Genomic DNA, 26,199 nt, shown 5'->3' with positions numbered 1-26,199 from the left:
TACCTAATACGTGAGGCGGTTATGAGGACGATCCAGATAGCGGTAATCGGTGCAGGCCCGGCAGGAATCTATGCCGCGGACACCCTGACCAAGGAATACGAACACGCGCGCGTCGACGTATTCGACCGTCTCCCAGCACCTTACGGCCTTGTCCGGTACGGGGTCGCCCCTGACCATCCGCGCATCAAGGAGATCATCAAGGCGCTGCGCCGGGTGCTCTCGCGGGACGAGATCAGATTCATCGGCAACGTGCACTACGGCACCGATGTCACGCTGCCCGAACTGCGCCGCCACTACGACGCGGTGATCTTCTCCACCGGTGCGCGCGCGGATCGAAGCCTGGACATCCCCGGTATCGAACTCCCCGGCAGCTACGGTGCGGCCGACTTCGTGTCCTGGTATGACGGACATCCTGACGTGCCACGGAGTTGGCCGCTCACCGCGAAAAATGTTGCGGTGCTCGGCGCGGGCAACGTCGCCCTGGACATCGCCCGCATGCTCGCGAAACCCGCCGACGAACAACTCACGACCGAGATCGCCGGCAACGTGTACCAGGGCCTGGCGGCCAACGAGGCGACCGATGTGCACGTGTTCGCCCGCCGGGGACCGGCGCAGATCAAGTTCAGCCCCATGGAATTTCGTGAGCTGTCACACTCTCCGAACGTTGATGTCATCGTGCATCCGGAGGGTTTCGAAATCGACGAGGCCAGCCAGCGCGCCATCAACAGCACCAAGTCGACCAAGCTCGTCGTCGACACGATGATGAAGTATCTGGAGCGCGAATCCACCGGGGCAGCGCACCGCATTCACATCCACCTGTGCCAGGCACCGGTCGCGGTGCTGGGCACGGATCGGGTCGAGGGGCTACGCACCGAACGCACCGAGCTGATCGGGGACGGAACCGCGCGCGGTACCGGCGAATTCACCGATTGGCCGGTCGAGGCCGTGTATCGCGCGGTGGGCTATCTGTCGACGCATCTGGCGGACCTACCGTTCGATCACCACGCCGGGGTCATCCCGCACGACGCCGGCCGCGTGCTCGACATCGACGGCACGCTCATCGACGCGACCTACGTGACCGGCTGGATCAAGCGGGGTCCTGTCGGGCTCATCGGACACACCAAGTCCGATGCCGCCGAAACCGTCAACAGCCTGCTCAGCGACCTGCCCGGGCTGCGTGTGCCCGAGATCACCGATCCCGACGCGATATTCACGCACCTGTCCGCCAAGGACGTCGACTACACCACCTGGGAAGAGTGGGAACGCCTTGACGCACACGAGATCTCGCTGGGCGAGGTGCAGGGCCGCGAGCGCGTCAAGGTGGTTCCGCGTGAGGACATGGTCCAGGCCGGGCGTCACGTGCTGGTCCGTGACTAGCTTCACGATCTGACCATTCACGCTTCCTCGACGGTGGACCCGGGGCGCCGGTCGCACTGCGCGTCGACCAGCGCCTCGGCGTACCCCGCCAGGTAGTCGGACAGAGCCGGCTCGGGAGTGCGCTCACACCTCGATTGCCAGCGGTACGAACAGTATTTCGCCACACCGGTTCAGACGCACCGGAGCCCCGCTCGGTTCCATACCGACTGTCCTGGCAGAAAGAGGCGACAGGTGTGCCCTGCGGATCAAGACGCTGACAGCCGTTGCGGCAACGCGATCAACCGCTGTTCCGCAAAGCGGTGGCCAGCCCACTCATCGTGAGCAGGATGCCACGTTGGACCCGCTCATCGGTGTCTCCGGAACGGTAGCGCCGCAACAGTTCGACCTGCAGATGGTTGAGCGGCTCGAGATACGGGAACCGGTTGAATACCGACCGGGCCAGGGCCGGGTTGTCGGCCAGTAGATCATCCTGACCCGTGATCAACCGGTGCATGCGGATGGTGCGCTCGTGTTCGGCGACGATCTTGTCGAATACTCGGGCTCGCAAGTCCTCATCGTCGACCAGCTCCGAATACCGCGCCGCCAAACCCATATCCGACTTCGCGAGCACCTGAGCCATGTTCGACAGTACGGTCGCGAAAAACGGCCAGCGTTCGTAGAGGTCCTGCAACACCGCCAGCCGAGCATCCGCGTTTTCCGGACCTTCCGCCGACAAGTAGTCCTCGAACGCCGTCCCGGTGCCGTACCAACCGGGCAGCATGACTCGCGACTGGCTCCAGGCCAGCACCCATGGGATCGCGCGCAGATCGGCGATCGAGGTGGTCGGTTTGCGGGAGGTGGGGCGACTACCGATGTTGAGCGCACCGATCTCGCTCACTGGCGTGGATGCTTTGAAGTAGTCAACGAAACCCGGTGTGTCGTGCACCAATTCGGCATACGCGCGCTGAGCACGGGCAGCGAGATCATCCAATACCGCATATGCCGGGCCGGCCTCGTCGCCGAGCCCTTCGACGTCGAGCAGCGTGGACTCCAGGGTCGCGGCCAGCAGGGTCTCGAGATTGCGGTGTGCGATCCGGGGTTCGGCGTACTTGGCCGCGATCACCTCCCCCTGCTCGGTGATGCGCAGCGATCCCTTCACCGCACCCGGCGGCTGCGCCAGGATGGCGTCATAGCTGGGACCGCCGCCACGGCCGACGGTGCCGCCGCGACCATGGAAAAGCCGCAACCGGATTCCGGTTTTGCGCGCCGATTCGACCAGGTCCAGCTCAGCCCGGTACAACGCCCAGTTGGCCGCCAGATAACCGCCGTCCTTGTTGGAGTCCGAGTAGCCGAGCATCACTTCCTGCTGCCGACCGCGTGCGGTGACGATCTCGCCGTACACCGGCAGGTTCAGGGCGTCCTCCAGGATGGCCGAGCCGCGCTGCAGGTCGTCGATGGTCTCGAACAGCGGCACGATGCCCACCGGGCAGTAGCCGGTCGAAACATCCAGCAGCCCAGCCTCTTTCAGGAGCACTGCGGCCTCCAACAGATCGGATACCGACTGACACATCGAGATGATGTAGTTGGGTACCGCCTGCGGCCCGAGCACCTTGACCGCACGCGCCGCCGCGGCGACAATGCCGAGTTCCTTGTGTGCCAGCTCTGAAAGCTGTGCGTTCTCTCCGATGAGCGGCCGTCGGGTGGCCAGTTCGGCGGCGAGCAGTTCGATCCGCTGCGCCTCGGGCAACGATGCATAGTCAGCGTGCACCCCGGCCCAGGCCAGCAGCTCAGCGACGACCTCCTCGTGCACCTCCGAGTTCTGCCGCATGTCCAGGCCGCACAGATGAAAACCGAAGACCCGCACGGATTCCCGTAACCGGGCCAGCCGGTCGTCGGCCACTACGGCGCTGCCGTGTCCGCGCAGCGAGGCGTCGACGGTGTCGAGGTCGGTGAGCAACTCTGCCGGCGACGCATACGCGGTCAGCCCGAGGTCGAGCATGTGCTCGGGCTGCTCGTCGAGGATCGCCACGGCCGTCGCAGTGAGCCGCGCATGGATCACCCGCAGCGCCCGGCGGTACGGTTCGTCGGCGCGGGCCGGTTCGGTACAGGCATCGGCGAGAGCTGTCAGTGCGGGGCTGACACGGACCAGCCGCGCCGACATCGACAGCTCTTCCTCCAGCGCGGTGAGCTCCGTGAAGTAGCGGGCCAGCGCCATGTGGGCTGCGCTGCCGGTGGCCATCCGGACGACCTCTGATGTCACGTTGGGGTTGCCATCCCGGTCACCACCGATCCACGATCCGGGGCGCAGGATCGGATCCTGCAGCAACCCGGCATCGGGCCAGCGGGCCTGCAACGCGGCTCTCACCTGAGCGTTGACCTGGGGAATGACGTCAAAGAAGGCCGACGGGTAGTAGCGCAGCCCGGTTTCGATCTCGTCGGAGATCTTCAGCCGCGACAACCGCACCAGTGCGGTCTGCCACAGCGTGAGGATGTGCCGCCGCAACTCGACCTCGATATCGCGGTCGTCGGCGGTGTGAGTGTGGCCGTGCAGCCTCAGCCGCATCAGCTCGGTGATCCGGTGCTGGGTGTCGAAGACGGTCCGGCGACGGGTCTCGGTGGGATGCGCGGTGATGACCGGTGAGACCAGCGCGCCGGTAAGCGCATCGGCGACGGCAGCAGAGTCGAGTTCAGCCGAGTCCAGCTTGAGATAGGTGGCAGCCAGACTGCTGTCCTGCGGCGGTTCCCCGGCCGCCACATGCACCGCGCGGCGCCGTTCCCGGTGGATGTCCTCGGCCACGTTGGCCAGCAGCGCGAAATGAGTGAACGCCCGAATCACCGGGATGGCCTGGTGGACGTCGATTCCGGCGAACAGTCCGGCCAACTCGGCGCGGTCGATCTCGGAGCGACGGACCCGGAACGATTCCACCCGCGCCCGCTCTATGAGGTCGAACACCGCCTCACCGTTGTGTTCGCGCACTGTGTCACCGAGGATGGCGCCGAGCAGCCTGATGTCCTCACGCATCGGTTCGGTGGCTTCCCGACCTACCTGGGTGCGGTACACCGAGCCGATGGGCAACAAGGTGGTATCGGAGGCATCCGTCATGGGTTCCAGTATCGACGTGGTTCAGAACGCGGCGCATGCCGGGTGGGCGCCGCCTACGGGGTCGTAGGCGGCGTGCCCTACCGCCAGAGCCCGGCGTCCGGTATCAGCTGTATTTGATCTCGAGCGCGACGCCGATGATGGACACCAGCCAGATGCCGGTGACGAACAGCGTCAGCCGGTCGAGGTTCTTCTCCACCACCGTGGAACCGGACAGGCTGGACTGGACGCCGCCGCCGAAGAGGGTGGACAGACCGCCACCCTTGGCACGGTGCAGCAGGACCAACAGCACGACCAGCACACTGGTCACGACCAGGATGATCTGCAGCGCCAATTGCATGGCCGTCAGAGTACCTGGTCAGCGTGCCGGGCCCGGCCCCGGGGTTACGGCAGCGGCCCACCTGCGGCGATGGCCGACAGCGTGGCGAACTGCTCACCGTCCAGCGAGGCACCACCCACCAACGCGCCGTCGATATCGGGCTGGGCGACGATCTCACCGGCGTTCTTGGCGTTGACCGAGCCGCCGTAAAGCACCCGGATGTCCGCGGCGAGCTCCGGCGACGACAGGTTGCCAAGTTCGTCGCGGATGGCCTTGCAGACCTCCTGCGCGTCGGCCGCACTGGCCACCCGGCCGGTGCCGATGGCCCACACAGGCTCGTAAGCGATAACAACCTGGCCGACCTGCTCCTTCGACAGCCCGGCCAGAGAGCCGCGCAACGAGTTCACGTTGAACTCGACGTGGTCGCCGGCTTCACGCACCTCGAGCTGCTCACCGATGCAGACGATCGGGGTGACGCCGTGCTTCAGCGCCGCGGCGGTCTTGGCGGCCACCAGCGCATCGTCCTCGTGGTGATACGTCCGCCGCTCGGAGTGCCCCACCACGACGTAGCTGCAACCCAGCTTGGCCAGGAACGCGCCGCTGATATCGCCGGTATAGGCACCGGAATCGTGCTGCGACAGATCCTGCGCGCCGTAGGTCAGCCGCAGTTTGTCCCCGTCGACGAGCGTCTGCACACTGCGCAGATCGGTGAACGGCGGGATGACGGTGACGTCGACTTTGTCAAAGTACTTGTCCGGCAAGGCAAATGCGATCTTCTGTACCAGGGCGATGGCCTCGAAGTGATTGAGGTTCATCTTCCAGTTGCCGGCGATGAGCGGCGTACGGGCCACGGGTCTCCTCGTTGATCGTGAGTGGACGAACTACTGTAAAATTTCGATACCGGGCAGATCTTTGCCCTCAAGGTATTCCAGCGACGCACCGCCGCCGGTGGAAATGTGCGAGAAACCATCCTCGGGCAAGCCCAGCTGACGCACGGCCGCGGCCGAATCACCGCCGCCGACGACGCTGAAGGCACCCTTGGCCGTGGCACCGATGATGGCTTCGGCCACGCCCTTGGTGCCTGCCGAGAACGCCGGGAACTCGAAGACGCCCATCGGGCCGTTCCAGAACACCGTTTTGGCATTAGACAGCAGCGCGGTGAACCGCTTCACCGATTCCGGGCCGATGTCGAGGCCCATCTTGCCGTCCGGGATGCGGTCCGAAGCGACCGTCTCGGGCTCGGCGTCAGCCGCGAACTTGTCGGCGACAACAATGTCGACCGGAAGATGGATGACATCGCCGTAGGTGTCGAGCAGCCGCTTGCAGGTATCGATCATCTCCTCTTGCAGCAGCGATGTTCCCACCGAAACCCCTTGCGCGGCAAGGAAGGTGAAGCACATGCCACCGCCGATGACGAGGCTGTCGGCCTTGCCGGCCAGGTTCTCGATCACCGCCAGCTTGTCGGACACCTTGGAGCCGCCGAGCACCACCGCGTAGGGACGTTCGGTCGAACTGGTCAGCTGCTGCAACACCTTGACCTCAGCGGCCACCAACGTGCCGGCGTAGTGCGGCAGCAGCGTCGCGACGTCATACACCGAAGCCTGTTTGCGGTGCACCACGCCGAAGCCGTCGGAAACGAATGCACCGGGCGACCCGTCGGCGCCCTCGACGAGGGCGGCCAATTCCCGGGCCAGCGCCAGCCGCTCGGTGTCGTCCTTGCTGGTTTCGCGTGGGTCGAACCGAATGTTCTCCAGCAGCAGCACGTCGCCGTCGGTCAGCCCCTCAGCCCGGGCGAGCGCGTCGGTGCCCACCACATCACCGGCCAACTGGACGTGCCGGCCAAGTTTCTCCCCCAGCGCCGCGGCAACCGGGGCCAGTGAGAACTTGGGATCCGGCCCACCCTTGGGACGACCCAGGTGTGCTGTGACAACGACCTTGGCGCCTGCCTCGGCGAGTGCCTTCAGCGTCGGCACCGAGGCGACGATACGGCCGGTATCGGTGATGGCGCCTTTGTCGTCGAGGGGGACGTTCAGATCGGAGCGGACCAACACGCCCCGACCCTCGACACCCTCGGCCAACAGATCTTCGAGAGTCTTGACAGCCATCGGGTTAGAGCGACTTGCCGACCAGTGCGACCAGATCGGCGAGGCGGTTGGAGTAGCCCCACTCGTTGTCGTACCAGGAGACGACCTTGGCCTGGTTGTCGATGACCTTGGTCAGGCCCGAGTCGAACAGCGAGCTGTGGGGGTCGGTGACGATGTCGCTCGACACGATCGGCGCGTCGTAGTACTTGAGAATGCCCTTGAGCGGCCCCGCGGCAGCGGCCTTCATCGCGGCGTTGATCTCGTCGACGGTGGCGGACTTGGCCAACTCGGCCGTCAGATCGGTCACCGAACCGGTGGGGACCGGCACGCGCATGGCGTAGCCGTCAAGCTTGCCCTTGAGCTCGGGCAGCACCAAGCCGATGGCCTTGGCGGCACCGGTGGAGGTCGGCACGATGTTCAGCGCGGCGGCACGGGCGCGGCGCAGATCCCTGTGCGGGCCGTCCTGCAGGTTCTGGTCCTGGGTGTAGGCGTGGATCGTGGTCATCAGGCCCCTGACGATGCCGAACTCGTCGTTGAGGACCTTGGCCAGCGGGCCCAGGCAGTTGGTGGTGCACGATGCGTTGGAGATGATGTTCTGACTGCCGTCGTACTTGTCGTCGTTGACGCCCATCACGATGGTGATGTCCTCATCGGTGGCCGGCGCCGAGATGACGACCTTCTTGGCCCCCGCATCGAGGTGCCCCTTGGCCTTGGCGGCGTTGGTGAAGATGCCCGTTGATTCCACAACGACATCGACTCCTAAATCACCCCACGGCAAGGCTGCCGGACCTTCCTTGACCTCCATCGACTTGATCTTCTTGTCGCCGATGACGATGGTGTCATCGCCCTCCAGGCTGACATCCTGCGGCAGCCGGCCCAGGATGGAATCGAACTTCAGCAGGTGCGCCAGGGTGGCGTTGTCGGTGAGGTCATTGACCGCCACGATTTCGATATCGGTGTTCTGACCCTCGGCCTGCTGCGCCGCAACGGCCCGGTAAAAGTTGCGGCCAATGCGGCCGAAGCCGTTGACACCTACCCGGATGGTCACGTGATTTCTCCCTACGTCGCCGGTGGACTGCTCGCGCAACAGCCTAGTGGTGCCAGTCTCAGCGCGCGCGATCTGGTCAGTGCAGGACTGTGCGACGCAGGACTACGCGACGCCGTGACGGGTCACGTCCGGCTCAGGCTTCGTCGAGCAGATCCGGGGTGACCGCCGACTCGGTGTCGGGGATGCCGTCCTGCTTGGCCTTGCGGTCGGCCATCGACAATAATCGCCGAATCCGGCCTGCCACAGCATCTTTCGTCATCGGCGGATCGGCGAGCCGGCCGAGCTCCTCGAGCGAAGCCTGTCGATGCTCGACACGCAGCTTGCCCGCTGCCGCAAGGTGGTCGGGCACCCCGTCGCCGAGGATGTGCAACGCGCGCTCCACCCGCGCCGCAGCGGCGACAGCGGCCCGCGCCGACCGGCGCAGGTTCGCGTCGTCGAAATTCGCCAACCGGTTGGCCGTCGCCCGAACCTCCCGGCGCATCCGGCGCTCCTCCCAGGTGAGCCGGGTGTCCTGGGCACCCATCCGGGTCAGCAGGTCGCCGATCGCCTCGCCGTCTCGCACCACCACCCGGTCGCTGCCGCGTACTTCACGAGCCTTGGCATTGACACCCAACCGCCGCGCGGCGCCCACCAGGGCCAATGCTGCCTCAGGTCCCGGGCAACTGACCTCAAGCGCCGATGAGCGACCAGGTTCGGTCAGTGAGCCGTGCGCCAGGAACGCCCCCCGCCAGGCGGCTTCGGCATCGGCCACGCTGCCGCCGACCACCTGGGCGGGCAACCCCCGCACCGGGCGACCCCGCAGATCGAGCAGGCCGGTCTGCCTCGCCAACGCTTCGCCATCCGCGGCCACCCGCACCACGTAGCGGGTGTTCTTCCGGATACCGCTGGCCGACAGCACGTGCACCACTGCGTTGTAGCCGTAGAGGTCGTGGATGTCCTTGCGGAGCCGGCGCGCGATGATGCCGAGATCGACCTCGGCCTCCACCACAACGCGCCCCGCGACGATGTGCAAACCGCCGGCGAACCTCAGCAGCGAGGCGACCTCGGCGCGGCGGGCACTCACCGAATTGACCATCAGTCGGCTCAGCTCGTCCTTCACCTCGGCTGTCATCGCCACGGATCGTCCCCTCTCGATCTGTTCGGTGCCGGTTCCTGCCGCAGGACATCGACCGGCCCGGCGACGGACGTGGGAAGAGTCGGTTCCTGCACGATGCTGCCGTCAGGTGTGGTGGCACGCAGGCCGACGCTTTCCAGGGCCGCGGCCAACCTCGCCGGGTCATGTAAAGGTGTACCAGGTCGGCAGACGTCAGCAAACTCTACGCGGGCGTCGAGGATCTTGGCCGTTCGGCTGAGCTGCTCACGCTCACGCTGACTCGGCACGCTGGTGGCGTCGACGATGATGTCGTGCACCGTAAAGCCCGGCGCATGCTGGGCCAGTACGTGAATGTGCCGCTCTACCGAGAAGCCCGCCGTCTCGCCAGGCTCGGCCACCAGATTCAACACCAACGCGCGCCGGGCCGTGGTCGCGTCGAGTGCCGCCGCCAACTGGGGCACCAGCACATGCGGGATGACGCTGGTGAACCACGAGCCCGGGCCGAGCACCACCAGATCGGCAGCCATGATCGCGTCGATGGCCTGCCGGGTGGCGGGCGGGTCGCCCGGCAGCAACCGGACCCGGCGCACCTGCCCGACGGTGGTCGCGATGGCCACCTGACCGCGGATCACCCGGCTCACCCTGGGGTCGGATTCCAGCCCCGCCACGTCGGCCTCGATCCGCAGCGCGATCGGGCACATCGGCAGCACCCGGCCCTTGACCCCGAGAATCCGGCCGAGCTCGTCGAGCGCTGCCACCGGATCGGCCAGGACCTCGTTGAGCCCTGCCAGTATCAGGTTGCCGATGGGGTGCCCGGCAAGGGCACCGCTGCCACCGAACCGGTGCTGGATGATGGTTGCCCACAGCCGGCCGTGCGGACTGTCGGACGCCAAAGCTGCCAATGCCATTCGAAGATCGCCTGGTGGGACCACGTCCAGCTCGGAGCGCAGCCGGCCCGACGAGCCGCCGTCATCGGCCACCGTCACCACCGCGGTCACGTGCGGCGTGAGCCGTCGGGCCGCCGACAACGTCGCATACAGGCCGTGTCCACCGCCCAGAGCGACGATGCGGGGCGGGCTCATTCGCGACCCAGATCCCGGTGCAGCACTCGCACCGTGAGTTTGTCGCCGCCCGCCAACCGCTGCGCCAGGGCTTCGGCAATCGCCACGCTGCGATGTTTGCCGCCGGTGCACCCAATGGCCACGGTCATATAGCGCTTCCCCTCCCTGCGGTATCCGTCGATCACGACGTCCAACAGCCGATGGTAGGTCTCCAGAAATTCGTGAGCTCCGGGCTGACCGAGGACATAGTCCCGCACCGCCGCATGCTGACCGGTGTGCGGGCGCAACTCGTCCACCCAGTGCGGATTGGGCAGGAACCGCACATCCATCACCGTGTCGGCGTCCATCGGCAGCCCGTACTTGTAGCCGAACGACTCTACTGTCACGTTGGTTTCGGACACCGCCTCGCTGCCGAACGCCCGCTCGATACTCGCCCGCAGCGCGGGCACCGGCAGCGCCGAGGTGTCGATGACCAGGTCGGCCACTGCGCGGACCGGGGCCAGCATCGCGCGCTCCGCGGCGATCCCCTCGGCCAGGGTCTGATTGCCCTGCAACGGGTGACTGCGCCGGTTCTGCTCGTAGCGGCGTACCAGGATGGTGTCGGACGCCTCCAGGAACAGCACCCGCGGGGTGATGTTCCGTGTGGCGAGCTCGGTGCGCACCGAGTCCAGGTCCCCGGTGAACCCCCGCGAGCGCGCATCCATCACCACCGCCAGCTGAGTGATCCGCGACCCCGCTGCAAGACCGAACTCGACCATCCGGGCAATCAGCTCGGGCGGCAGGTTGTCGGCGACATACCAGCCGAGGTCCTCGAGCACCTTGGCCGCCGTGCCGCGTCCTGCCCCGGACAAACCGGTGACCAAAACCACGTCGATGCCGGAATCGCCAACCGCCCCGGTGGAGTCGAGAGGATCCCGATGTGGCTGTTCTGTCACGCGCGATCCGCCTGCCGCTCACTGTTATCCATGTCCGCCCCCTGTCATCGCGCCGCCCCTCGGTTGATCATCCTGGATAACGGCTGCCGGTGCGCCGGAATCCTGTCCCCTGAGCGCCTCACGGACAGCCCGTGCCGTCGCGACGCCGATCCCCGGCACAGCGGTGATCTCCTCCACCGTCGCTTCTTTCAGGCGCGCCACCGATCCGAAATGCGCCACCAGTGCCTTGCGCCGATTCTCTCCCAACCCACGTACCGCATCGAGAGCCGACGCCGTCATCCGCTTGGACCGCTTGCTGCGGTGGTAGCTGATGGCGAAACGGTGCGCCTCGTCGCGCACCCGCTGCAACAGGTACAGCCCCTCGCTGGTGCGCGGCAGGATCACCGGATCCGGTTCGGAGGGCACCCACACCTCCTCCAGCCGCTTGGCCAAACCGATCACCGCGACGTCGTGGATGCCGAGTTCCTCGAGCACCGCGGCCGCGGCGTTGACCTGGGGGGCGCCGCCGTCGACGACGAACAGATTGGGCGGATAGGCGAACCGGCGCGGCCGTTGCTCGGCCGCCGCCGTCGCATCCGGTTTGGTGTCGGCGAGATGACGGTGGAAACGCCGTCGGGTGACCTCGGCGATAGAGGCGACGTCGTCGGAGCGTCCGTCCCCGGCAGCCTCCCGGATTGCGTAGTGGCGATAGTCACTCTTGCGTGGCAGCCCGTCCTCGAACACCACGAGCGACGCCACCACGTCCGTGCCCTGGACATGGCTGATGTCTATGCACTCGATCCGCAGTGGCGCCTCGGCCAATCCCAGGGATTCCTGAATGCTCTGCAGAGCCTCGGATCTGGCGTTGAAATCCCCGGCCCGCTTGAGCTTGTGCTGGGCCAGCGCCTCCTGCGCATTGCGTTGCACAGTTTCGGCCAACGCCCGCTTGTCGCCGCGCACCGGCACCCGCAACGCCACCCGTGAGCCGCGCAACCCCGACAGCCAGACAGTCAGTTGGTCGGCGTTGGGCGGCAACACGGGCACCAGCACCTGTCGCGGCACCGGATTGGTCGCTTCGTCGATGAGCCCCTCGGGCGAAGAGGATTCGGTCGAGCCGGCCCCGCCCAGCTCGGCCTGATCACCGTAGAACTGGGTGAGAAACTGCTCGACCAACTGCTCCTGCCCGGACTGCTCCGGGTCCCCCGATTTCTCCACGATCCAGCCGCGTTGACCCCGCACCCGGCCCCCACGGACGTGGAACACCTGGACGGCGGCCTCCAGATCGTCATCGGCGAAGGCCACCACGTCGGCATCGGTACCGTCGCCGAACACCACCGCCTGCCTCTCCAGCGCCCGCTTGAGCGCAGAGATGTTGTCCCGCAAGCGCGCCGCCCGCTCGAAATCCAGATCCTCGGCGGCGGCGACCATCTGCTGTTCCAGATCGCGGGCCAGCCGGTCGGTGCGGCCGGCCAGGAAGTCACAGAAGTCCAGGACGATCCGCCGATGCTCCTCGGCGGTGACCCTGCCCACACACGGGGCCGAGCACTTGTCGATGTAGCCGAGCAGGCACGGACGGTCGATCTGGTTGTGCCGCTTGAACACTCCGGCCGAACAGGTGCGGGCCGGGAACACCCGGGTGAGCAGGTCAAGGGTTTCCCGGATGGCCCAGGCATGCGAATACGGACCGAAGTAGCGCACACCCTTGCGGCGCGGACCGCGGTACACCATCAACCGCGGATACTCCTCGTTGAGCGTCACGGCCAGCACCGGATAGGACTTGTCGTCGCGATAGCGGATGTTGAAGCGCGGATCGAACTCCTTGATCCAGTTGTACTCGAGCTGCAGCGCCTCGACCTCGGTGTTCACCACGGTCCACTCGACGCTGCCCGCGGTCATCACCATCTGCCTGGTGCGCGGCGCGAGGCTCGCGATGTCGGCGAAGTACGACGTCAGCCGGCCGCGCAGGCTCTTGGCCTTACCGACATAGATGACCCGCCCGTGGGGGTCGCGAAACCGGTAGACACCCGGTTCAACTGGGATCGATCCGGGCGCCGGGCGGTACGTCGCTGGATCGGGCACGGATTCCAGGTTACTGCCGCGATCAGACAGATCTCCGCTACCGTCGAGAGGTGCGGATGCCGGCGTCCACGCGATTGGTCATCGCGCTGCTCACTGGCGTCGTGTTGGTCCTCGGCGGATGCGCCGGCGACGGTCAGCGCCGTTCCACAGCCGCCGCCATGCCCTGCACCGTGGCCTCCAATGGCACACCGGTCCCCAAGACTCCGGTGGCTCCCGCGCCCGCCACTCTGGCGAACCTGGCCGCCGCCCCCGAAGTCTCCACGGGCTACCGCCGCGATATGACCGCCGTCCACACCGCCAGCTACGCGGTGGCCACCGCGAATCCCCTGGCCAGCGAGGCAGCGTGCAAGGTGCTGCGCAACGGCGGCACCGCCGCCGACGCCCTGGTGACCGCGCAGGCCGTGCTGGGCCTCGTGGAACCACAATCGTCCGGCATCGGCGGTGGCGGCTTCCTGCTGTACTACGACGCCGCGTCGGGAGCGGTGCATGCTTTCGACGGGCGGGAAACAGCGCCCGCCGCAGCCACCGAGAACTACCTGCGCTGGGTGTCCGATACCGACCGCACCGAGCCCCGCCCCGACACCAGAGCCTCGGGCCGCTCGATCGGCGTGCCCGGCATCGTGCGCCTGCTCGACGACGTCCACCGCATCTTCGGGAAGAAGCCCTGGCGGGAGCTTTTTGATCCCGCCGTGCAGATGGCCGACGACGGCTTCGACGTCAGCCCGCGGATGGCCGAAGCCATCGCCGAAGCAGCACCCCAGCTGCGCATCGACCCCGCCGCGGCGACATATCTGCTGGAACCGGACGGCACCCCAAAACCGGTGGCCACCAGGCTGACCAATCTCGCATACGCCAAGACGTTGGGCGCCATCGCATCCGGTGGCGCCCACGCGTTCTACACCGGCGACATCGCCCGGGCCATCGTGGCTGCAGCGACCAACACTGCGGGCGGCCGCACGCCGAGTCTGATGACCGAACAGGACCTGGCCGGCTACACCGCCAAGGAGCGCTCACCGCTGTGCACGGGCTACCGCGGCCGGGAGATTTGTGGCATGCCGCCGCCCTCGTCGGGCGGAATGGCTGTGGCTGCGACGTTGGGGATCCTCGAGCATTTCCCGATGAGTGCATACCGACCTACCGACGTCGACCTCAACGGCGGGCACCCCACCGTCCTGGGCGTACATCTGATTTCCGAGGCCGAGCGGCTGGCGTACGCGGACCGGGACCGCTATGTCGCCGACACCGACTTCGTGTCACTGCCGGGCGGCACCCCCGACACCTTGCTCGGCGGCGCCTACCTGACGGGACGTGCGGCGCTCATCTCACCCCAGCACACCATGGGCACCGCACAACCCGGTGACTTCGGCGCTCCGCAGGCAACCGGGGCACCGGCCCCAGAGCACGGCACCAGCCAGATCAGCATCGTTGACAGCTACGGCAACGCGGCGTCACTGACCACCACGATCGAATCGTCGTTCGGCTCGTTCCACATGGTGGACGGTTTCCTGCTGAACAACCAGCTCACCGATTTCGCCGCAGACCCGGTAAGTCCGGAAGGTGTCCCTGTGGCCAACCGTGTGCAGCCGGGGAAGCGGCCGCGCAGCTCCATGGCACCGACCCTGGTGTTCGACGAGACCGGTGTACGGCGCGGGCCACTCTACGCGGTGCTGGGCTCTCCGGGCGGCTCGGTGATCATCCAGTTCATCGTGAAAACCGTTGTCGGCGTGCTGGATTGGGGCCTGGATCCGCAGCAGGCGGTGTCCATGGTCGATTTCGGTGCTGACAACACTCCCGAGACGAACATCGGTGGCGAACATCCCGCCGTGGACACCTCCGGTCCACCGGGGGTTCAGGGCGATCACGATCCCCTGGTCGCCGGGCTGCGCAAGCTGGGTCACCGCGTCGACCTGGTCGACCAGTCGAGCGGGCTCTCGGTGATCATGCGCGCACAACCAGGTTGGGTGGGCGGCGCGGACCCGCGCCGGGAAGGACTCGTGATGGGCGACGCACGTTGAGAGTGCAGTCAAACGATCACCAGTTCAGCCATCGCTGCGCCAGCCTTTTCAGTCAGGTTGAAGAAACCCCAGGGTGCTCTACTTCACCTTGGCCACCCCACTGATTGGCCCTACTCTCTTCGCTACAGCGAGGTCCGCGGGTGGAAGCACCGAGAAAGGGGTCCTCACACTGTTGTCAATGGTGAGACGGAAGATATCTGGTCGGTTGTAGTGTCCCGCAGTGTCGAGGGCTAGCTGCTCTTCTGCGACTCGGTCGAGGTTGATTTCGCCATAGACGATTGTCTCCTCTCCGGCTTTTGGTGGTGTGATCCATTCACCGTCCGGCCCGACGATGCCGCTGCCACCGGGCAGGATGAGTTCGTCGCCCGCACCGAACTGTTCTACGGCGCCGTCCACGGCGGACCGCAGTGGGAAGTCCGCCGGTATGTGCGCAGTCGTCATAAATGAGCCGACGCAGATCACGAAGCATCGGCCCTCGAACGCGTAGTGCCGACTGGCGATCTGGTGCAGTTCCGGCACCTCTGGCCACGCGGCGATGTGGACCTGTTCACCCATCGCATGCATTGTGAAGCGGGACAACGGCATCCAGTGTTCCCAACAGATCAGGCCACCCACCTTGCCGAGGCTGGTGTCGTAGGGTCGCAGCCCGCTCGCGTCGCCCATACCCCAGATGACCTTCTCCGCATGGGTAGGCGTCAGCTTACGGTGGACGCCGAGCAGCGTGCCCTCATCAGAGATGAACACTAGCGAGTTGTAGAGTGTTCCACCTGAATAGGCGGCATCGCGTTCATTCACTCCGATAACCACTACGACATGATTTCGGCGAGCGGCCTCGCAGATCTCATCAAGCTCCGGTCCTGGAACGGTTATCGAGTTCTCCATCAGCTCGCGATGGACCTCTTTGGCGTGCTTGTCATCCCAGCCGGTCGACCCGTAGACATACGCCGGGTAGCCCGGAATGAATGTCTCTGGGAAAGCGACGAGTCGAGCACCGTCGCCCGCCGCTTGGTCGATGAGCGCGACCGCTTTCTTCACGGTTGCTTTTAGATTCAGCCACACTGGTGCGGCCTGCACCGCGGCGGCGAGATACTGCCTTTCGGTTATCGACATCGAATGGTTCCTTTCACTCGTTGGCTCTGTCTCTCGGTGTGACCGGGTGTCAGCCGGCGGCTACCCGACCCCGAGGAGCGTCGCGACTGTCCATCTCCTCCTCGAGTGCGCGCCGCTCAGCCTCATCCACGGGCAGCGGATCCACCGCGATACGCCAGATCAGCTTCTGCTTGTCCTGGACGACCACGCGATAGATGTAGAAGACGACAGCCAGCACCAGAATGCCGACGGCGATCAACGATTCCTTCATCCCGCCGTACCCCAACAGCGACGGATTGAGGAACCCCACCACGAGAGTGAACGCGTTGATCACCGCGAGCACGATCGCCACCGCGATCCACCCCGAACCACGACGGATCGGACGGGGCCACTCGGGCCGGTCCTTACGCAACAGGACGAACGCCACCAAAGCGAGCACGACAGCCAGCACGTACCCGAAATTGCTCGCCAACAGGATCGCGATCGGCTCCCCGATCAACAGCATGATGGTCACATTGAGAACCAGATCCACCGTCAACGCACGCCCTGGCACACCCCAGCGGTTGAGCCAGTCGAACTGCTTGATGGTCATACCCTCCTGCGCCAGACCGAACAACGCCCGACCACCATCAGCAGTCGCACCGACGATGACGAGCAACATCGTCGCCGCGATCACCACGGTACCGATCCAACTGAACTGCCCCATCGTCTGATTCAGCGTCACCACGATGTAGGTCACCGGATTGGCCGCCAACGCCTGCTGCCCGATGGTCCCGGCAACCGCCAGCGGCACGACGAAGAACACGGCCGCGATCATCAACGCCGCGTAGCGCATCGCCTTGGACGTATCACGAACGGTGTTCTTGTACTCCGGCGCGAAGGTCGCCGAGATCTCGGTTCCGTACACCGCCCACGCCGTCACGTAGAACACGACGACGACGGTCCGCCAGTCACCCTCGTACCCCCACGTGAGCCGACTGGTATCGAAATCCGCGCTGGGACTCAGGAAGCACGATGCGACGAGAATGGTCAACCCCACGACCATCACGATGCCCAGGATCTTGCCCATCCCGGCACCGATCTTCATACCGAAGTAGTTCAACGCCCAGGCGGTCAACATCGTAATAGCGGCGAAGACGTGCTCGAGACCCAACTCGTTACCGAAAAGATGGAAGGTCCACGTGTTATCGGCAAAGAACGTGGCTGTCAGCAACTGACCGAGCACCACCGACGACAACGAGATCGTCAACGACCACCCCAGCCAGTAACCGAACGCCGCGATCGACCCCAACGGGGCGAAGTACTTCTTCCAACCCTCGATCGCGTACCGCGAGATACCACCCGAACTCGTCGGGAACATCGAGGCCATCTCGGCATACAACGAGTTCTGCAGATAGGCGATCACCGAGCCCACCAACCAGATCGCAATAGCCGTCCACGCGTTGACCACACCCATCGTGTAACCGAAGGTGCTGAACAACGCCGCAGGCACCGACAGCGCGATACCCAGCCCATCACGCCACGTCAGTACCTTCCGAAGATGATTCGGCTCCAACGGATTCGTGGTTGTCATTCGATGCTCGATTCTCTATCCCGACGCCGGGTCTGACACTGCACACAACGGGCAATCACCCGCCCTGAACTTGCTGACCGGATCACCGTCTTCCTCCCCTTCGACCAGAGACCGACGACCTGCAGGCGCCGACAACTCGGTGCGAGTTCGGATTCATTGATGTCTCCGTAGATCACAGGACTTGCGGCGATGAGACTACGATCACAGTGACGTGGGGCATATCATCCAGCTGTAGGAAATCACTGATTCGCTCATCCAACTGTATGGGGATGGGGTTGCAGCGACAGTCAACGTGATGCTCATCGGCTAACCACTGCTTTTTGGGGCACGCCCTCCTGCACGCAGGAACCGACCCTTGCTCAGCGACGCGGACACCGGCGTCGCCGCGAGATTCGTTGTCGCACAATATCAAGTCGAATGTGATGACTTCTCGGTCCCCACCCGGCTTCCCCCGTGACCAGTTCGCCGAACGTATCGACGTGCTCACCGGGCACAACTAGGCCAGCGAGTTGGCAATGGCGTTGAACGCCGCCAGCGTGGAGAACAACTTGGTGTCGTCTTCGGGCTGCGGCCAACTGGAGAGTTTGGCCGCGACCATATTGACCGCGCGGTTGACGTAGATCATCTGGCCGTGGATACCGAGACACAGTGCTATGTCGTTGCCGCGGTAGGGGAACCACATCTGGTTGCGGTACATCCCGCCGGGCATCCTGGTGTTGTTCCGGCCCGCGGAGAATGCTTCGCGTGAGTCGGCAGCGCCTGCCAGAGTGTCGGCGATCCACGACGGCGGTATCACCTGCGTTCCGTTCAGCGATGCTCCATCGTTGATGAACAGCGAGCCGAATCTAGCCAGATCGCTCAGACAGGCGCTGGCGCCACCGTCGAACAGACCGGCACCCGCCGAGTCGACGGTGATGGTGGCGTCATGCGCGGCGCCGAGGTTGGCCCACACCAACCGCGACATGAGTTCGGGCATCTTCTGCTTCGCGGCGGCCTCACAGACCCACCCCAGTACGTCGGTTTCGCACGACCGGTAGCGGAACGGCCCGCCGTGTTCGGCGTCCGCCCGCAACGTCACCAGGTAGTCGTACATCGTCGACGGCACGTCAGCCACCGTGCGAGGAGCCCAGCCGATGGCCTGCTCCAGTAGCCGCACCTCAGCCAGCGGATCCAAGTAGTCCTCGGAGAACTTTATGCCGGAACGCATGTCGAGCAGGTTGCGCACGGTCGCCCCGGCGTAGCCGGATTCGGCCAGCGCCGGTACGAAATCTGCGACTTGGCGGTTGACGTCGAGTTCCAAGGCGGCCAGCACGGCCGCGACGAGCGTTTTGGTTACCGACATCAGAAGGTGCGGAGTACTCGCGGTCATGCCGCCGTAGTACTGCTCGAGGAGCACGGTCCCGTTGTGCACGACGATCCAGCCGTCTGTGTCGGTAACCGCCATAACGCCGCCGACGGTGGTCTGCCTGCCGTGGATGACGTCGTAAAACAGCAGTTCGGCAACGGCAGCCGAAGCGGAGGCAGTGGAAACGTCCAGTTCGGCCACCGGGCCGCCACCGCGGAAGACGGTGGCAACGGGCAGGAAATCGCCGATGTGTTGGAACGCCCAGTGCAGATGCTCAGCCGATTGCCAATTGTCCAATGTCAGGCTCGATGGCACAGAACCGAAATTGCCGCCACTCAATGTGGGTCTCCTTTGTCGATCTTCGGCGAGGCCAGCTCAGCTCCGCAGGCTGTTTTGCGAATGACGCTCCAACTCAGCGAGGTTCGGTGATGTTCGTCGACTCAGATGATGCGGATGAGCTTCTTGTTGACGAACTCGTCGATGCCGAAGCGGCCCAGCTCGCGACCGAAACCGGAGCGCTTAACGCCGCCGAACGGCAGCTCGACACCCTCGGCGCCCACCGCGTTGACGAACACCATGCCCGCCTCGATCTTGTCGGCGACGCGCTTGGCTTGCTCGTCGTCGGTGGTGAACACGTAGGACCCGAGCCCGAACGGGGTGTCGTTGGCGAGCTCGACGGCCGCGTCCTCGTCGGCGACCTTGTAGACCGACGCGACGGGACCGAACAGCTCCTCGCGGTAGTCGGCGGGCACGTTGGTCAGCACGCCGGGCGGGAAGAACGCGCCGTTGCGGCTGCCGTTGCTCTCCAGGCTGGCGCCTGCGGAGACGGCACGCTGAACCTGCTCCTCGAGCCGCTCGGCGGCCGCGAGTGACGACAGCGGCGCGAGGCCCTCGGCCTTGGCGAGCACCTTCTCGGTGAACTTGCCCAGGAACTCGTCGTAGACGGAATCGGCGACGATGATGCGCTTGGCCGCGTTGCACGCCTGGCCCGTGTTCTCGAAGCGACCGTCGATCGCCGCATCCACCGTCGCGTCGAGGTCACTGGAGCTCAACACGATGAACGGATCGGAACCGCCGAGCTCGAGCACGACCTTCTTGAGGTTGCGGCCCGCGATCTCGGCCACCGCGGCACCGGCCCGCTCCGAGCCGGTCAGCGAAACCCCTTGAATCCGTGGGTCGGCGATGGCCTCGGCGATTTGCTCGTTGGTCGCGTAGACGTTGACGTAGGCACCCTCGGGGTAGCCGGCGTCGTTGAAGATCTGCTGCAGCGCAGCCGCCGACTCGGGGCACTGCGGCGCGTGCTTGAGCACGATCGTGTTACCAGTCACCAGATTGGGGCCCGCGAACCGGGCCACCTGGTAGTAGGGGTAGTTCCACGGCATGATGCCGAGCAGCACACCCACCGAGCTGCGGCGGATCAGTGCGGAACCGTCACCGTCGAGCAGGTCGATGGTCTCGTCGGCGAGGAACTTCTCGGCGTTGTCGGCGTAATACTCGTAGATCGCCGCGCTGAACTCGACCTCGCCCTCGGACTGATCGAGCGGCTTGCCCATCTCGCGCTGGATGATCTTGGCCAGTTCGGTCTTGCGCTCCTCGTGCAGCTGCGCGACCCGGCTGATCAACGCGGCGCGCTCGGCGACCGTCGATCCCTTGGACCACTCGCGGTGCGCCTTCGCGGCGGCGGCGATGGCCTCTTCGATCTGCGCGTCGGTGGCCGTCGGGTACTCCTGGACCAGTTCACCCGTCGACGGATCGACTACCGCGTACATGGATTCAGTCATTTCGTTGTTTCCTTCCAAAGTGCCGTGGACCCGCGCGGAATCATTTCGCCTGCCATGCGGGAACATGCATTACTGAGCTTGCGGAACGACGAAGATCTCGCCCCTCTCGCGCACAGGCACAAGCAACTCGTCGGAGAGCAGTTGGTCGGGTGTCGCGTCGGCCACCGGATGACGCTCCATCGGGGCGTAGCGCAATGCCCTGTGTACCGCGCGCGACATGTAGTACGAAGCCGTCAGGACGAAGACCACCGAGTCAACCGCTTCGGTTTCCCAGGACTCGAGTAGTTCGATCGATATCGTGTCGGTGTTGATCAGTCGCGCACCGATTTCCAGCATATGAGGCAACCGTGCGGGGTCGGCCTCAAGGGCGCGGTCGAGGAGTTCGGAGTGAGCGCCGACGGATCGACCCGATGGCAGGACATCCGTACCGGGCAGGATGAGGTCGACGAGCCGGGCCAGCCCTTCACGTACGTCATTCAGCGAGTGATCACTTGCGACTTGGTTCATCACATCGGGACTTTCTGATCGCCGGCGTTGTCCACCATGTGCATTGCGGCGCGCGCGGCGAAGGCCACGATGGTGGGAGTGGGATTCACAGGCGACGAGGTCACGAAGACACTGCCGTCCATCACGAACAGATTGGGCACGTCATGCGTCCGCCCGAACTCGTCGACAACCGAGGTCGCGGGGTCGCTGCCGCAACGGGCCGTTCCCAGCATGTGCCATCCGACCGAAGGCAACCAGTCGACCACCCTGGTCTCGACGGCGCCGGAGGCTTCATGCACCTCGGTCAGGCGGTCGATGTTGAACTGCATGCTCTTCCGGGTGTCGTCGGCGATGCGGTAGTTGATCTTCGGTGCGGGAAGTCCTGAGCCGTCGAAGAGGCTGGTGCTCAGGCTGACCCGGTTGGACTCCTCGGGTAGATCTTCGATCACCGCCCCCCATTCGAACGAGCGCCCGAGCGTCCGTTCGACGAGTGCCATTCCAGCAGCACCCGTGCGATCCCCCAGCGGAAGGTCCGCGTACCGATGGAGAATCTCCACCGGGCTCGGAATCGGGTAGCACGAATACTTGGCTCCACGCGAGAAGCCCCTCGAAAGGTCGGTCTCCGCGAACTGCATAGACATCACAGGGGCACCGAAGGGGCCGAGCCAACCTTCGAGATCTTCCTCGTACACTCCCATCACGGCCACGTACGGATGCATCATGAGCCGCCGCCCCACCAACCCAGAGGAATTGGCCAGCCCGTCGGGGAATCGCGTCGACGTCGACATCTGCAGAAGCCGCGGGGTACCCACGCCGTTCCCACAGACGATCACCGCCGGTGCCGACGTATGGCGTTCTGCGCCGTCCTCGTCGATCCACGCGGCACCGGTCGCCAATCCTGCTGTATTAACGGTGATTTCACGCACCCGTGCATTCGTCACGAGGTTGACCCCCGCTGCGAGAGCGGCGGGCCAGAAGGACACGTCGAACGAACTCTTCGCCCCTTCGGGGCAACCCGACATGCAGGTCGCCCACCGGGCACAAGCGCCGCGGTCGCCATGCCCCTTGCTCAAGATGGCGTTACTCCCCGGCCACCAGTGCCAGCCCAGCTTGTTCAGCCCTTGGGCAGCCTTCGCGCCCAATCGACCGATGGGGAGCCCCGGCAGGGGCGGTTTCACCGTGGCCGGATACGCCGGATCGCCTGCCAGGCCGGAGACGCCCACCATCTCGTCACAGAGGGTGTAGTACGGTTCGAGGTCCCCGTAGGTGAACGGCCAGTCGTCGGCGAATCCGTACAAACTGCGAAGCCGGAAATCGGATGGCAGCATCCTCGGCCACTCGGCGCCGAAGTAGACGGTGCTGCCACCCACCGCGTTGAAGTTGAGCGGATGGACATCCGCCTCCGAGACGTCGATCGGATAATCGGCTTTCATACTTCGGACATTCGGGTCCGGAGACAACGGTCCGGCCATCAGGATGTCGCGTTCGTACTTGTCGCTGGCGTAGCGATCCCGACCGAACCAGTCGCCCTGCTCGAGCACTGTCACCCGGAAACCCTCCTCCGCGAGAATCCGGGCGACAACGACTCCCGACGCTCCGGCACCGACTATGAGGACGTCGGGTGCGTCGTCGCGAACCCCTTTTTGCGCAATTGAATTCATTTTCCAGGCTCTTTTCTCGGTGTGACGATCGGTTGAAGTGCTTGGCCGCTTACCCGATCGAAAGGGTCTTGATATTGGTGAACTCGCGGATGCCGTTCGCGCCGAGCTCACGTCCGTAGCCGGACTTCTTCACTCCACCGAAAGGCAGCCGCGGATCAGACGCGACAATGCTGTTCACGAACACTGCGCCGGCGTCGATACGGCGCGCCAGAGTCTCAGCGAGTGCGAGATCGGCGGTCCACACGGCGGCCCCGAGCCCGAACTCGGTGTCATTGGCCAGTTCAACGGCCTCCTCCACCGATCGAACGCGGATGACTGCCGCAACCGGCCCGAAGGTCTCTTCGTTGAACGCGGCGTGCGTGGTGGTCACTCGATCAAGGATGGTCGGTTGGTAGAAGAACCCCGGCCCGTCGACCGGCCCTCCCCCGATGCGTACCTCCGCACCCGACGCCACGGAACGAACCACTTGATCGTGCAGCGCCTCACGGAGATTCGCTCGTGCCATCGGACCGACACGGGTGTCACGCTCGAACGGATCACCCACCTGCAGCGCGCGGACCTTCTCGACGAAGGCGTCGATGAAGTCGTCGGCGATGTCCTCGTGCACGATGAAACGCTTGGCATTGACGCAGCTTTGCCCGTTGTTGACGAAGCGAGCGCGAACAGCCGCGTCGGTGGCGGCGTCCAGGTCCGCGTCGGGCAGCACGATGAACGGGTCGGATCCGCCCAACTCCAGCACCTGCTTCTTCAGCGCCGCGCCGGCCTGTGCTGCGACGATCTGGCCGACCTGAGTTGAACCGGTAAGAGTGACCGCGGCGACTCGGTCGTCGGCGATCAGTCCCGCGACAGCGGCCGTGTCCACGAATAGGTTGTGGCACAGACCTTCCGGAGTCCCGGCGTCCCGCATCACGCGTTCCAGGGCCAGCGCCGATCCCGGCACGTTGTTCGCGTGCTTCAGGATGATGGCGTTACCGGCGGCGAGTGCAGGCGCGGCGAAGCGGAAGAACTGCCAGAACGGATAATTCCAGGGCATGATCGCGAGGACGACGCCGAGAGGGTCGTAGACGATGCGACTGTCGGCCGCGCCGGACGCAACCGCTTCGTCGGCGAGGAAAAGCGTGGCGTTGTCCGCGTAGTAGTCGAGGGTGGTTGCCGACTTTTCGACCTCCGCTTCAGCCTCAACGATCGGCTTGCCCATCTCATGGGTCATCAGCCGCGCGTACTCGCCGGCGCCGTAGCGCAGCACACGGGCGATACGGCGCAACAGCTCACTACGCTTAGAGATCGGCGTCTGACGCCAGATCCGTTGCGCGACAATCGCTTGGTCGAGGATCCGCTCGACCTGCTCGGCGGTGTGCTGCTCATAGCGCTGGATCTCTGATCCGGTGCGGGGATCGATGGAGGTGATCACGAGTGCTCCCAGGGGTCGGGTTGAGGGGGCGCCGTGCCCGCGGGAGGGGCTTTCGCGGGCACGGCGTCGCATCTCGGGTCAGTCGGAGGTGAGGATTCCGTACGCTTTGACGAGCGTTTGCCGGATGTCCCAGCGTCCGCTCCAGCCGTCGTCCATCGTGATGGTCGTGCCGGGGGCCAGCGGCAGGACAGTGCCGTCGTCGTGGATGAGGTCGCCTTCGCCCTCGATGATGTGGATGAACTCGACGAAGCCCTCGTGCTGCGTGGTGAATTCGCCGGGCGTGCAACGCCAAAGACCGGTCTCGCCCTTCTCGGTCTTCGCGGTTTCGAGAGTCGAGGCGACCGGGCTGCCGGAGATGATGCGCTCCGGGGCGATCGCGATATCGGCGGGCCAATCGGCGGCGGCGAATTCATGGCGAGTGGTCATTGGACAGTCTCCATTTCGTCGTTATTGGGTGTCACGGGGTCGGTGAGTGCGAGGATGCGAGCGGCGGCGCGCTCGCCGCTGCGGAGCGCGCCTTCCATGAGGCCGGTGTAGACGGGCTCGGTGTACTCGCCGGCGAAGTGGATGAAGCCGACCGGGCGTTCAAGCGCCTCCGCGTCTTTGGCGGTGAAGCTCGGCGCATGGCCGGTGTAGGCGCCTCGTGAGAACTCCTCGTCCGTCCAGACAGTCGCGATCACGCAGTCCCCGATCGCTAGATCGGGACGCAGCGCGCGCACGCCGTCCAGCCAGTCGGCCGGGTCGTCGCTTACGCCGGCCGCGTCGATCGCCGCCGGCGAGCCGATGAAGCTGACGAGTACGGGGGCGACCTCGCCGGTACCGTCGGCGGCTGTCCACGTCCAGTACCGACCGCGCACTGACATCACCGCGGACGCCGCTGGACGGGTATCGAGTGGAGCGTGCAACTTGGCGGCCTGCCCCTGGAGCACTCCGGCGAGTGCGCGGTCACGGTCGGCGCTGCTGGGCACGTCGATGCCGTCTGGATGCGTCAGCACTGCGAGCGGCACGGCGACGATCGCCGCGTCGTAGTGTTCCTCGCCGGCATCGGTAGTAACTACGACGCCGGCGACGACGTTTCGCACCCGCCGCACCGGGGTGCGGAGTCTGATCGCGTCGCCGAGCTCGGCCGCCATGGCGGTCGCCAGCGACTGGTTGCCGGTGGTGATGCGATAGCTGGGCTGCGGGGTGAACGAGGCGACTTGGGTGAGCGCGTCGGCAGTGACTTCCGCAGCGGCGACGGCTGTGGAGATCTCGATGCGAGCGCGGAGCGCGTCGACGAGGTCAGCCGGCGCATCCAATCGACCCAGCACATCCTCGGCGGTCCGTGGTTGTCCATTGCCGTTGAGGATTTCGACGGCGGCGGCGCCGGCCCTTGCGATGTCGGCGGCCGTGATGCCGGGCACGTCTGCGGGTTCTCGCACGTAGTAGCTCATCTCCATATCGGCGATCTCGAGTCCGAGTTCGTCGATCAGCTGCTGCATGCGTTCGTAGTTCGGCAGTACGAACTCGGCTCCGCGTTCGATGTAACGGCGGCCATCGACCGTGTCGATCAGTTCCGACCACACGCGGCCCCCGACGCGGTCTCGGGCTTCGAGCACGGTGACATTCTGGCCGACGCGCTGCAGTCGAAGGGCGGCGGCGAGTCCGGCGAAGCCGGCGCCGATAACAACGGTGCGGGTCATCGTAGGTTTCCTTCCAGCTGTGGGTAGGGACGACGTCTCCGCCAACGGGGCGCGTCATCGACGAAGTGGTGATCTCCATTGATCAGCAGGATTGCTGCGGCG

The 26,199-nt window shown here is 65.4% G+C and carries 20 protein-coding genes; 2 read left to right on the top strand and 18 right to left on the bottom strand.

Translation table 11 applies throughout. The annotated features are described in order from the left end of the window. Window positions 1-21 precede the first annotated feature (21 nt). A complete protein-coding gene (locus tag H276_RS0101340; protein WP_019969506.1) occupies window positions 22-1,377 on the top strand; it encodes an FAD-dependent oxidoreductase in 1,356 nt (451 codons plus the stop codon). Between the two features lie 277 nt (window positions 1,378-1,654). Here H276_RS0101340 and ppc read toward each other — a convergent pair whose 3' ends face one another. The 9 genes from ppc to uvrC all read right to left on the bottom strand — a co-directional run bounded on the left by ppc (window position 1,655) and on the right by uvrC (window position 13,054). Then, window positions 1,655-4,459 carry a phosphoenolpyruvate carboxylase gene (ppc, locus tag H276_RS0101330; RefSeq protein ID WP_019969504.1) on the bottom strand — a complete coding sequence of 935 codons (2,805 nt, stop codon included), beginning with the start codon at window positions 4,457-4,459 and terminating at the stop codon, window positions 1,655-1,657. A 103-nt stretch (window positions 4,460-4,562) separates the two neighbouring features. After that, window positions 4,563-4,796, bottom strand: coding sequence for a preprotein translocase subunit SecG (gene secG, locus H276_RS0101325; protein ID WP_018600239.1), 234 nt, complete (start codon window positions 4,794-4,796; stop codon window positions 4,563-4,565). 44 nt (window positions 4,797-4,840) lie between these two features. After that, window positions 4,841-5,626, bottom strand: coding sequence for a triose-phosphate isomerase (gene tpiA / locus H276_RS0101320; protein WP_018600241.1), 786 nt, complete (start codon window positions 5,624-5,626; stop codon window positions 4,841-4,843). A gap of 30 nt (window positions 5,627-5,656) precedes the next feature. Continuing rightward, a complete protein-coding gene (pgk, locus tag H276_RS0101315) occupies window positions 5,657-6,880 on the bottom strand; it encodes a phosphoglycerate kinase (protein WP_019969503.1) in 1,224 nt (407 codons plus the stop codon). Between the two features lie 4 nt (window positions 6,881-6,884). Then, the gene (gap, locus tag H276_RS0101310) at window positions 6,885-7,907 is read right to left on the bottom strand and encodes a type I glyceraldehyde-3-phosphate dehydrogenase (RefSeq protein ID WP_019969502.1); all 1,023 of its coding nucleotides are present in this window, start codon (window positions 7,905-7,907) and stop codon (window positions 6,885-6,887) included. 133 nt (window positions 7,908-8,040) lie between these two features. Further along, window positions 8,041-9,018 (bottom strand): DNA-binding protein WhiA, encoded by a 978-nt coding sequence (whiA, locus tag H276_RS0101305; RefSeq protein ID WP_026356450.1) that lies wholly within the window; start codon window positions 9,016-9,018, stop codon window positions 8,041-8,043. Beyond that, complete coding sequence (gene yvcK / locus H276_RS0101300) at window positions 9,015-10,082, bottom strand: uridine diphosphate-N-acetylglucosamine-binding protein YvcK (protein ID WP_019969500.1); 1,068 nt, start codon at window positions 10,080-10,082, stop codon at window positions 9,015-9,017. Before yvcK ends, whiA begins: the two co-directional genes overlap by 4 nt. Further along, window positions 10,079-10,996, bottom strand: coding sequence for an RNase adapter RapZ (rapZ, locus tag H276_RS0101295; RefSeq protein WP_019969499.1), 918 nt, complete (start codon window positions 10,994-10,996; stop codon window positions 10,079-10,081). The genes yvcK and rapZ overlap by 4 nt, the downstream gene beginning before the upstream one ends. A gap of 24 nt (window positions 10,997-11,020) precedes the next feature. Then, window positions 11,021-13,054, bottom strand: coding sequence for an excinuclease ABC subunit UvrC (gene uvrC / locus H276_RS0101290; protein ID WP_019969498.1), 2,034 nt, complete (start codon window positions 13,052-13,054; stop codon window positions 11,021-11,023). A 56-nt stretch (window positions 13,055-13,110) separates the two neighbouring features. Between uvrC and H276_RS0101285 the strand changes: the two genes are divergently transcribed. Next, on the top strand, window positions 13,111-15,069 hold the full coding sequence (locus H276_RS0101285) for a gamma-glutamyltransferase family protein (protein ID WP_019969497.1): 1,959 nt from the start codon (window positions 13,111-13,113) through the stop codon (window positions 15,067-15,069). Window positions 15,070-15,147: 78 nt separating this feature from the next. On the opposite strand, the gene H276_RS22400 is transcribed toward H276_RS0101285, so the two are convergent. The 9 genes from H276_RS22400 to H276_RS0101235 form a co-directional block, all read right to left on the bottom strand. After that, on the bottom strand, window positions 15,148-16,179 hold the full coding sequence (locus H276_RS22400) for a carbon-nitrogen hydrolase family protein (protein WP_051111359.1): 1,032 nt from the start codon (window positions 16,177-16,179) through the stop codon (window positions 15,148-15,150). A gap of 49 nt (window positions 16,180-16,228) precedes the next feature. Continuing rightward, window positions 16,229-17,731 carry an APC family permease gene (locus tag H276_RS0101275; RefSeq protein ID WP_019969495.1) on the bottom strand — a complete coding sequence of 501 codons (1,503 nt, stop codon included), beginning with the start codon at window positions 17,729-17,731 and terminating at the stop codon, window positions 16,229-16,231. 496 nt (window positions 17,732-18,227) lie between these two features. Beyond that, window positions 18,228-19,415, bottom strand: a complete 1,188-nt coding sequence (locus tag H276_RS0101270) for a serine hydrolase (protein WP_019969494.1) — start codon at window positions 19,413-19,415, stop codon at window positions 18,228-18,230. A 101-nt stretch (window positions 19,416-19,516) separates the two neighbouring features. Then, window positions 19,517-20,857, bottom strand: a complete 1,341-nt coding sequence (locus H276_RS0101265; RefSeq protein WP_019969493.1) for an NAD-dependent succinate-semialdehyde dehydrogenase — start codon at window positions 20,855-20,857, stop codon at window positions 19,517-19,519. Between the two features lie 69 nt (window positions 20,858-20,926). Beyond that, the gene (locus H276_RS24420; RefSeq protein ID WP_155942908.1) at window positions 20,927-21,364 is read right to left on the bottom strand and encodes a hypothetical protein; all 438 of its coding nucleotides are present in this window, start codon (window positions 21,362-21,364) and stop codon (window positions 20,927-20,929) included. After that, window positions 21,364-23,004 (bottom strand): GMC family oxidoreductase, encoded by a 1,641-nt coding sequence (locus H276_RS0101250; protein ID WP_019969490.1) that lies wholly within the window; start codon window positions 23,002-23,004, stop codon window positions 21,364-21,366. The genes H276_RS24420 and H276_RS0101250 overlap by 1 nt, the downstream gene beginning before the upstream one ends. Window positions 23,005-23,053: 49 nt before the next feature. Further along, window positions 23,054-24,415, bottom strand: a complete 1,362-nt coding sequence (locus H276_RS0101245) for an NAD-dependent succinate-semialdehyde dehydrogenase (protein ID WP_019969489.1) — start codon at window positions 24,413-24,415, stop codon at window positions 23,054-23,056. A 78-nt stretch (window positions 24,416-24,493) separates the two neighbouring features. Beyond that, the gene (locus H276_RS0101240) at window positions 24,494-24,841 is read right to left on the bottom strand and encodes a cupin domain-containing protein (protein WP_019969488.1); all 348 of its coding nucleotides are present in this window, start codon (window positions 24,839-24,841) and stop codon (window positions 24,494-24,496) included. Continuing rightward, window positions 24,838-26,097 carry an NAD(P)/FAD-dependent oxidoreductase gene (locus H276_RS0101235; RefSeq protein WP_019969487.1) on the bottom strand — a complete coding sequence of 420 codons (1,260 nt, stop codon included), beginning with the start codon at window positions 26,095-26,097 and terminating at the stop codon, window positions 24,838-24,840. The genes H276_RS0101240 and H276_RS0101235 overlap by 4 nt, the downstream gene beginning before the upstream one ends. Window positions 26,098-26,199 lie beyond the last annotated feature (102 nt).

This window comes from Mycobacterium sp. 141, from assembly GCF_000382405.1.
Classification (GTDB): Bacteria; Actinomycetota; Actinomycetes; order Mycobacteriales; family Mycobacteriaceae; genus Mycobacterium.
Note: the sequence above shows the minus strand (reverse complement) of the source record. Positions and strands in the feature narration are given on the sequence as shown.

Bases quoted from the DNA above. Each gene is read 5' to 3' on its own strand.
- H276_RS0101340 (WP_019969506.1), top strand. From the start codon at position 22: ATGAGGACGATCCAGATAGCGGTAATCGGTGCAGGCCCGGCAGGAATC.
- ppc (WP_019969504.1), bottom strand. From the start codon at position 4,459: ATGACGGATGCCTCCGATACCACCTTGTTGCCCATCGGCTCGGTGTAC.
- secG (WP_018600239.1), bottom strand. From the start codon at position 4,796: ATGCAATTGGCGCTGCAGATCATCCTGGTCGTGACCAGTGTGCTGGTC.
- pgk (WP_019969503.1), bottom strand. From the start codon at position 6,880: ATGGCTGTCAAGACTCTCGAAGATCTGTTGGCCGAGGGTGTCGAGGGT.
- whiA (WP_026356450.1), bottom strand. From the start codon at position 9,018: ATGACAGCCGAGGTGAAGGACGAGCTGAGCCGACTGATGGTCAATTCG.
- yvcK (WP_019969500.1), bottom strand. From the start codon at position 10,082: ATGAGCCCGCCCCGCATCGTCGCTCTGGGCGGTGGACACGGCCTGTAT.
- H276_RS0101285 (WP_019969497.1), top strand. From the start codon at position 13,111: ATGCCGGCGTCCACGCGATTGGTCATCGCGCTGCTCACTGGCGTCGTG.
- H276_RS22400 (WP_051111359.1), bottom strand. From the start codon at position 16,179: ATGTCGATAACCGAAAGGCAGTATCTCGCCGCCGCGGTGCAGGCCGCA.
- H276_RS0101275 (WP_019969495.1), bottom strand. From the start codon at position 17,731: ATGACAACCACGAATCCGTTGGAGCCGAATCATCTTCGGAAGGTACTG.
- H276_RS0101265 (WP_019969493.1), bottom strand. From the start codon at position 20,857: ATGACTGAATCCATGTACGCGGTAGTCGATCCGTCGACGGGTGAACTG.
- H276_RS24420 (WP_155942908.1), bottom strand. From the start codon at position 21,364: ATGAACCAAGTCGCAAGTGATCACTCGCTGAATGACGTACGTGAAGGG.
- H276_RS0101250 (WP_019969490.1), bottom strand. From the start codon at position 23,004: ATGAATTCAATTGCGCAAAAAGGGGTTCGCGACGACGCACCCGACGTC.
- H276_RS0101240 (WP_019969488.1), bottom strand. From the start codon at position 24,841: ATGACCACTCGCCATGAATTCGCCGCCGCCGATTGGCCCGCCGATATC.
- H276_RS0101235 (WP_019969487.1), bottom strand. From the start codon at position 26,097: ATGACCCGCACCGTTGTTATCGGCGCCGGCTTCGCCGGACTCGCCGCC.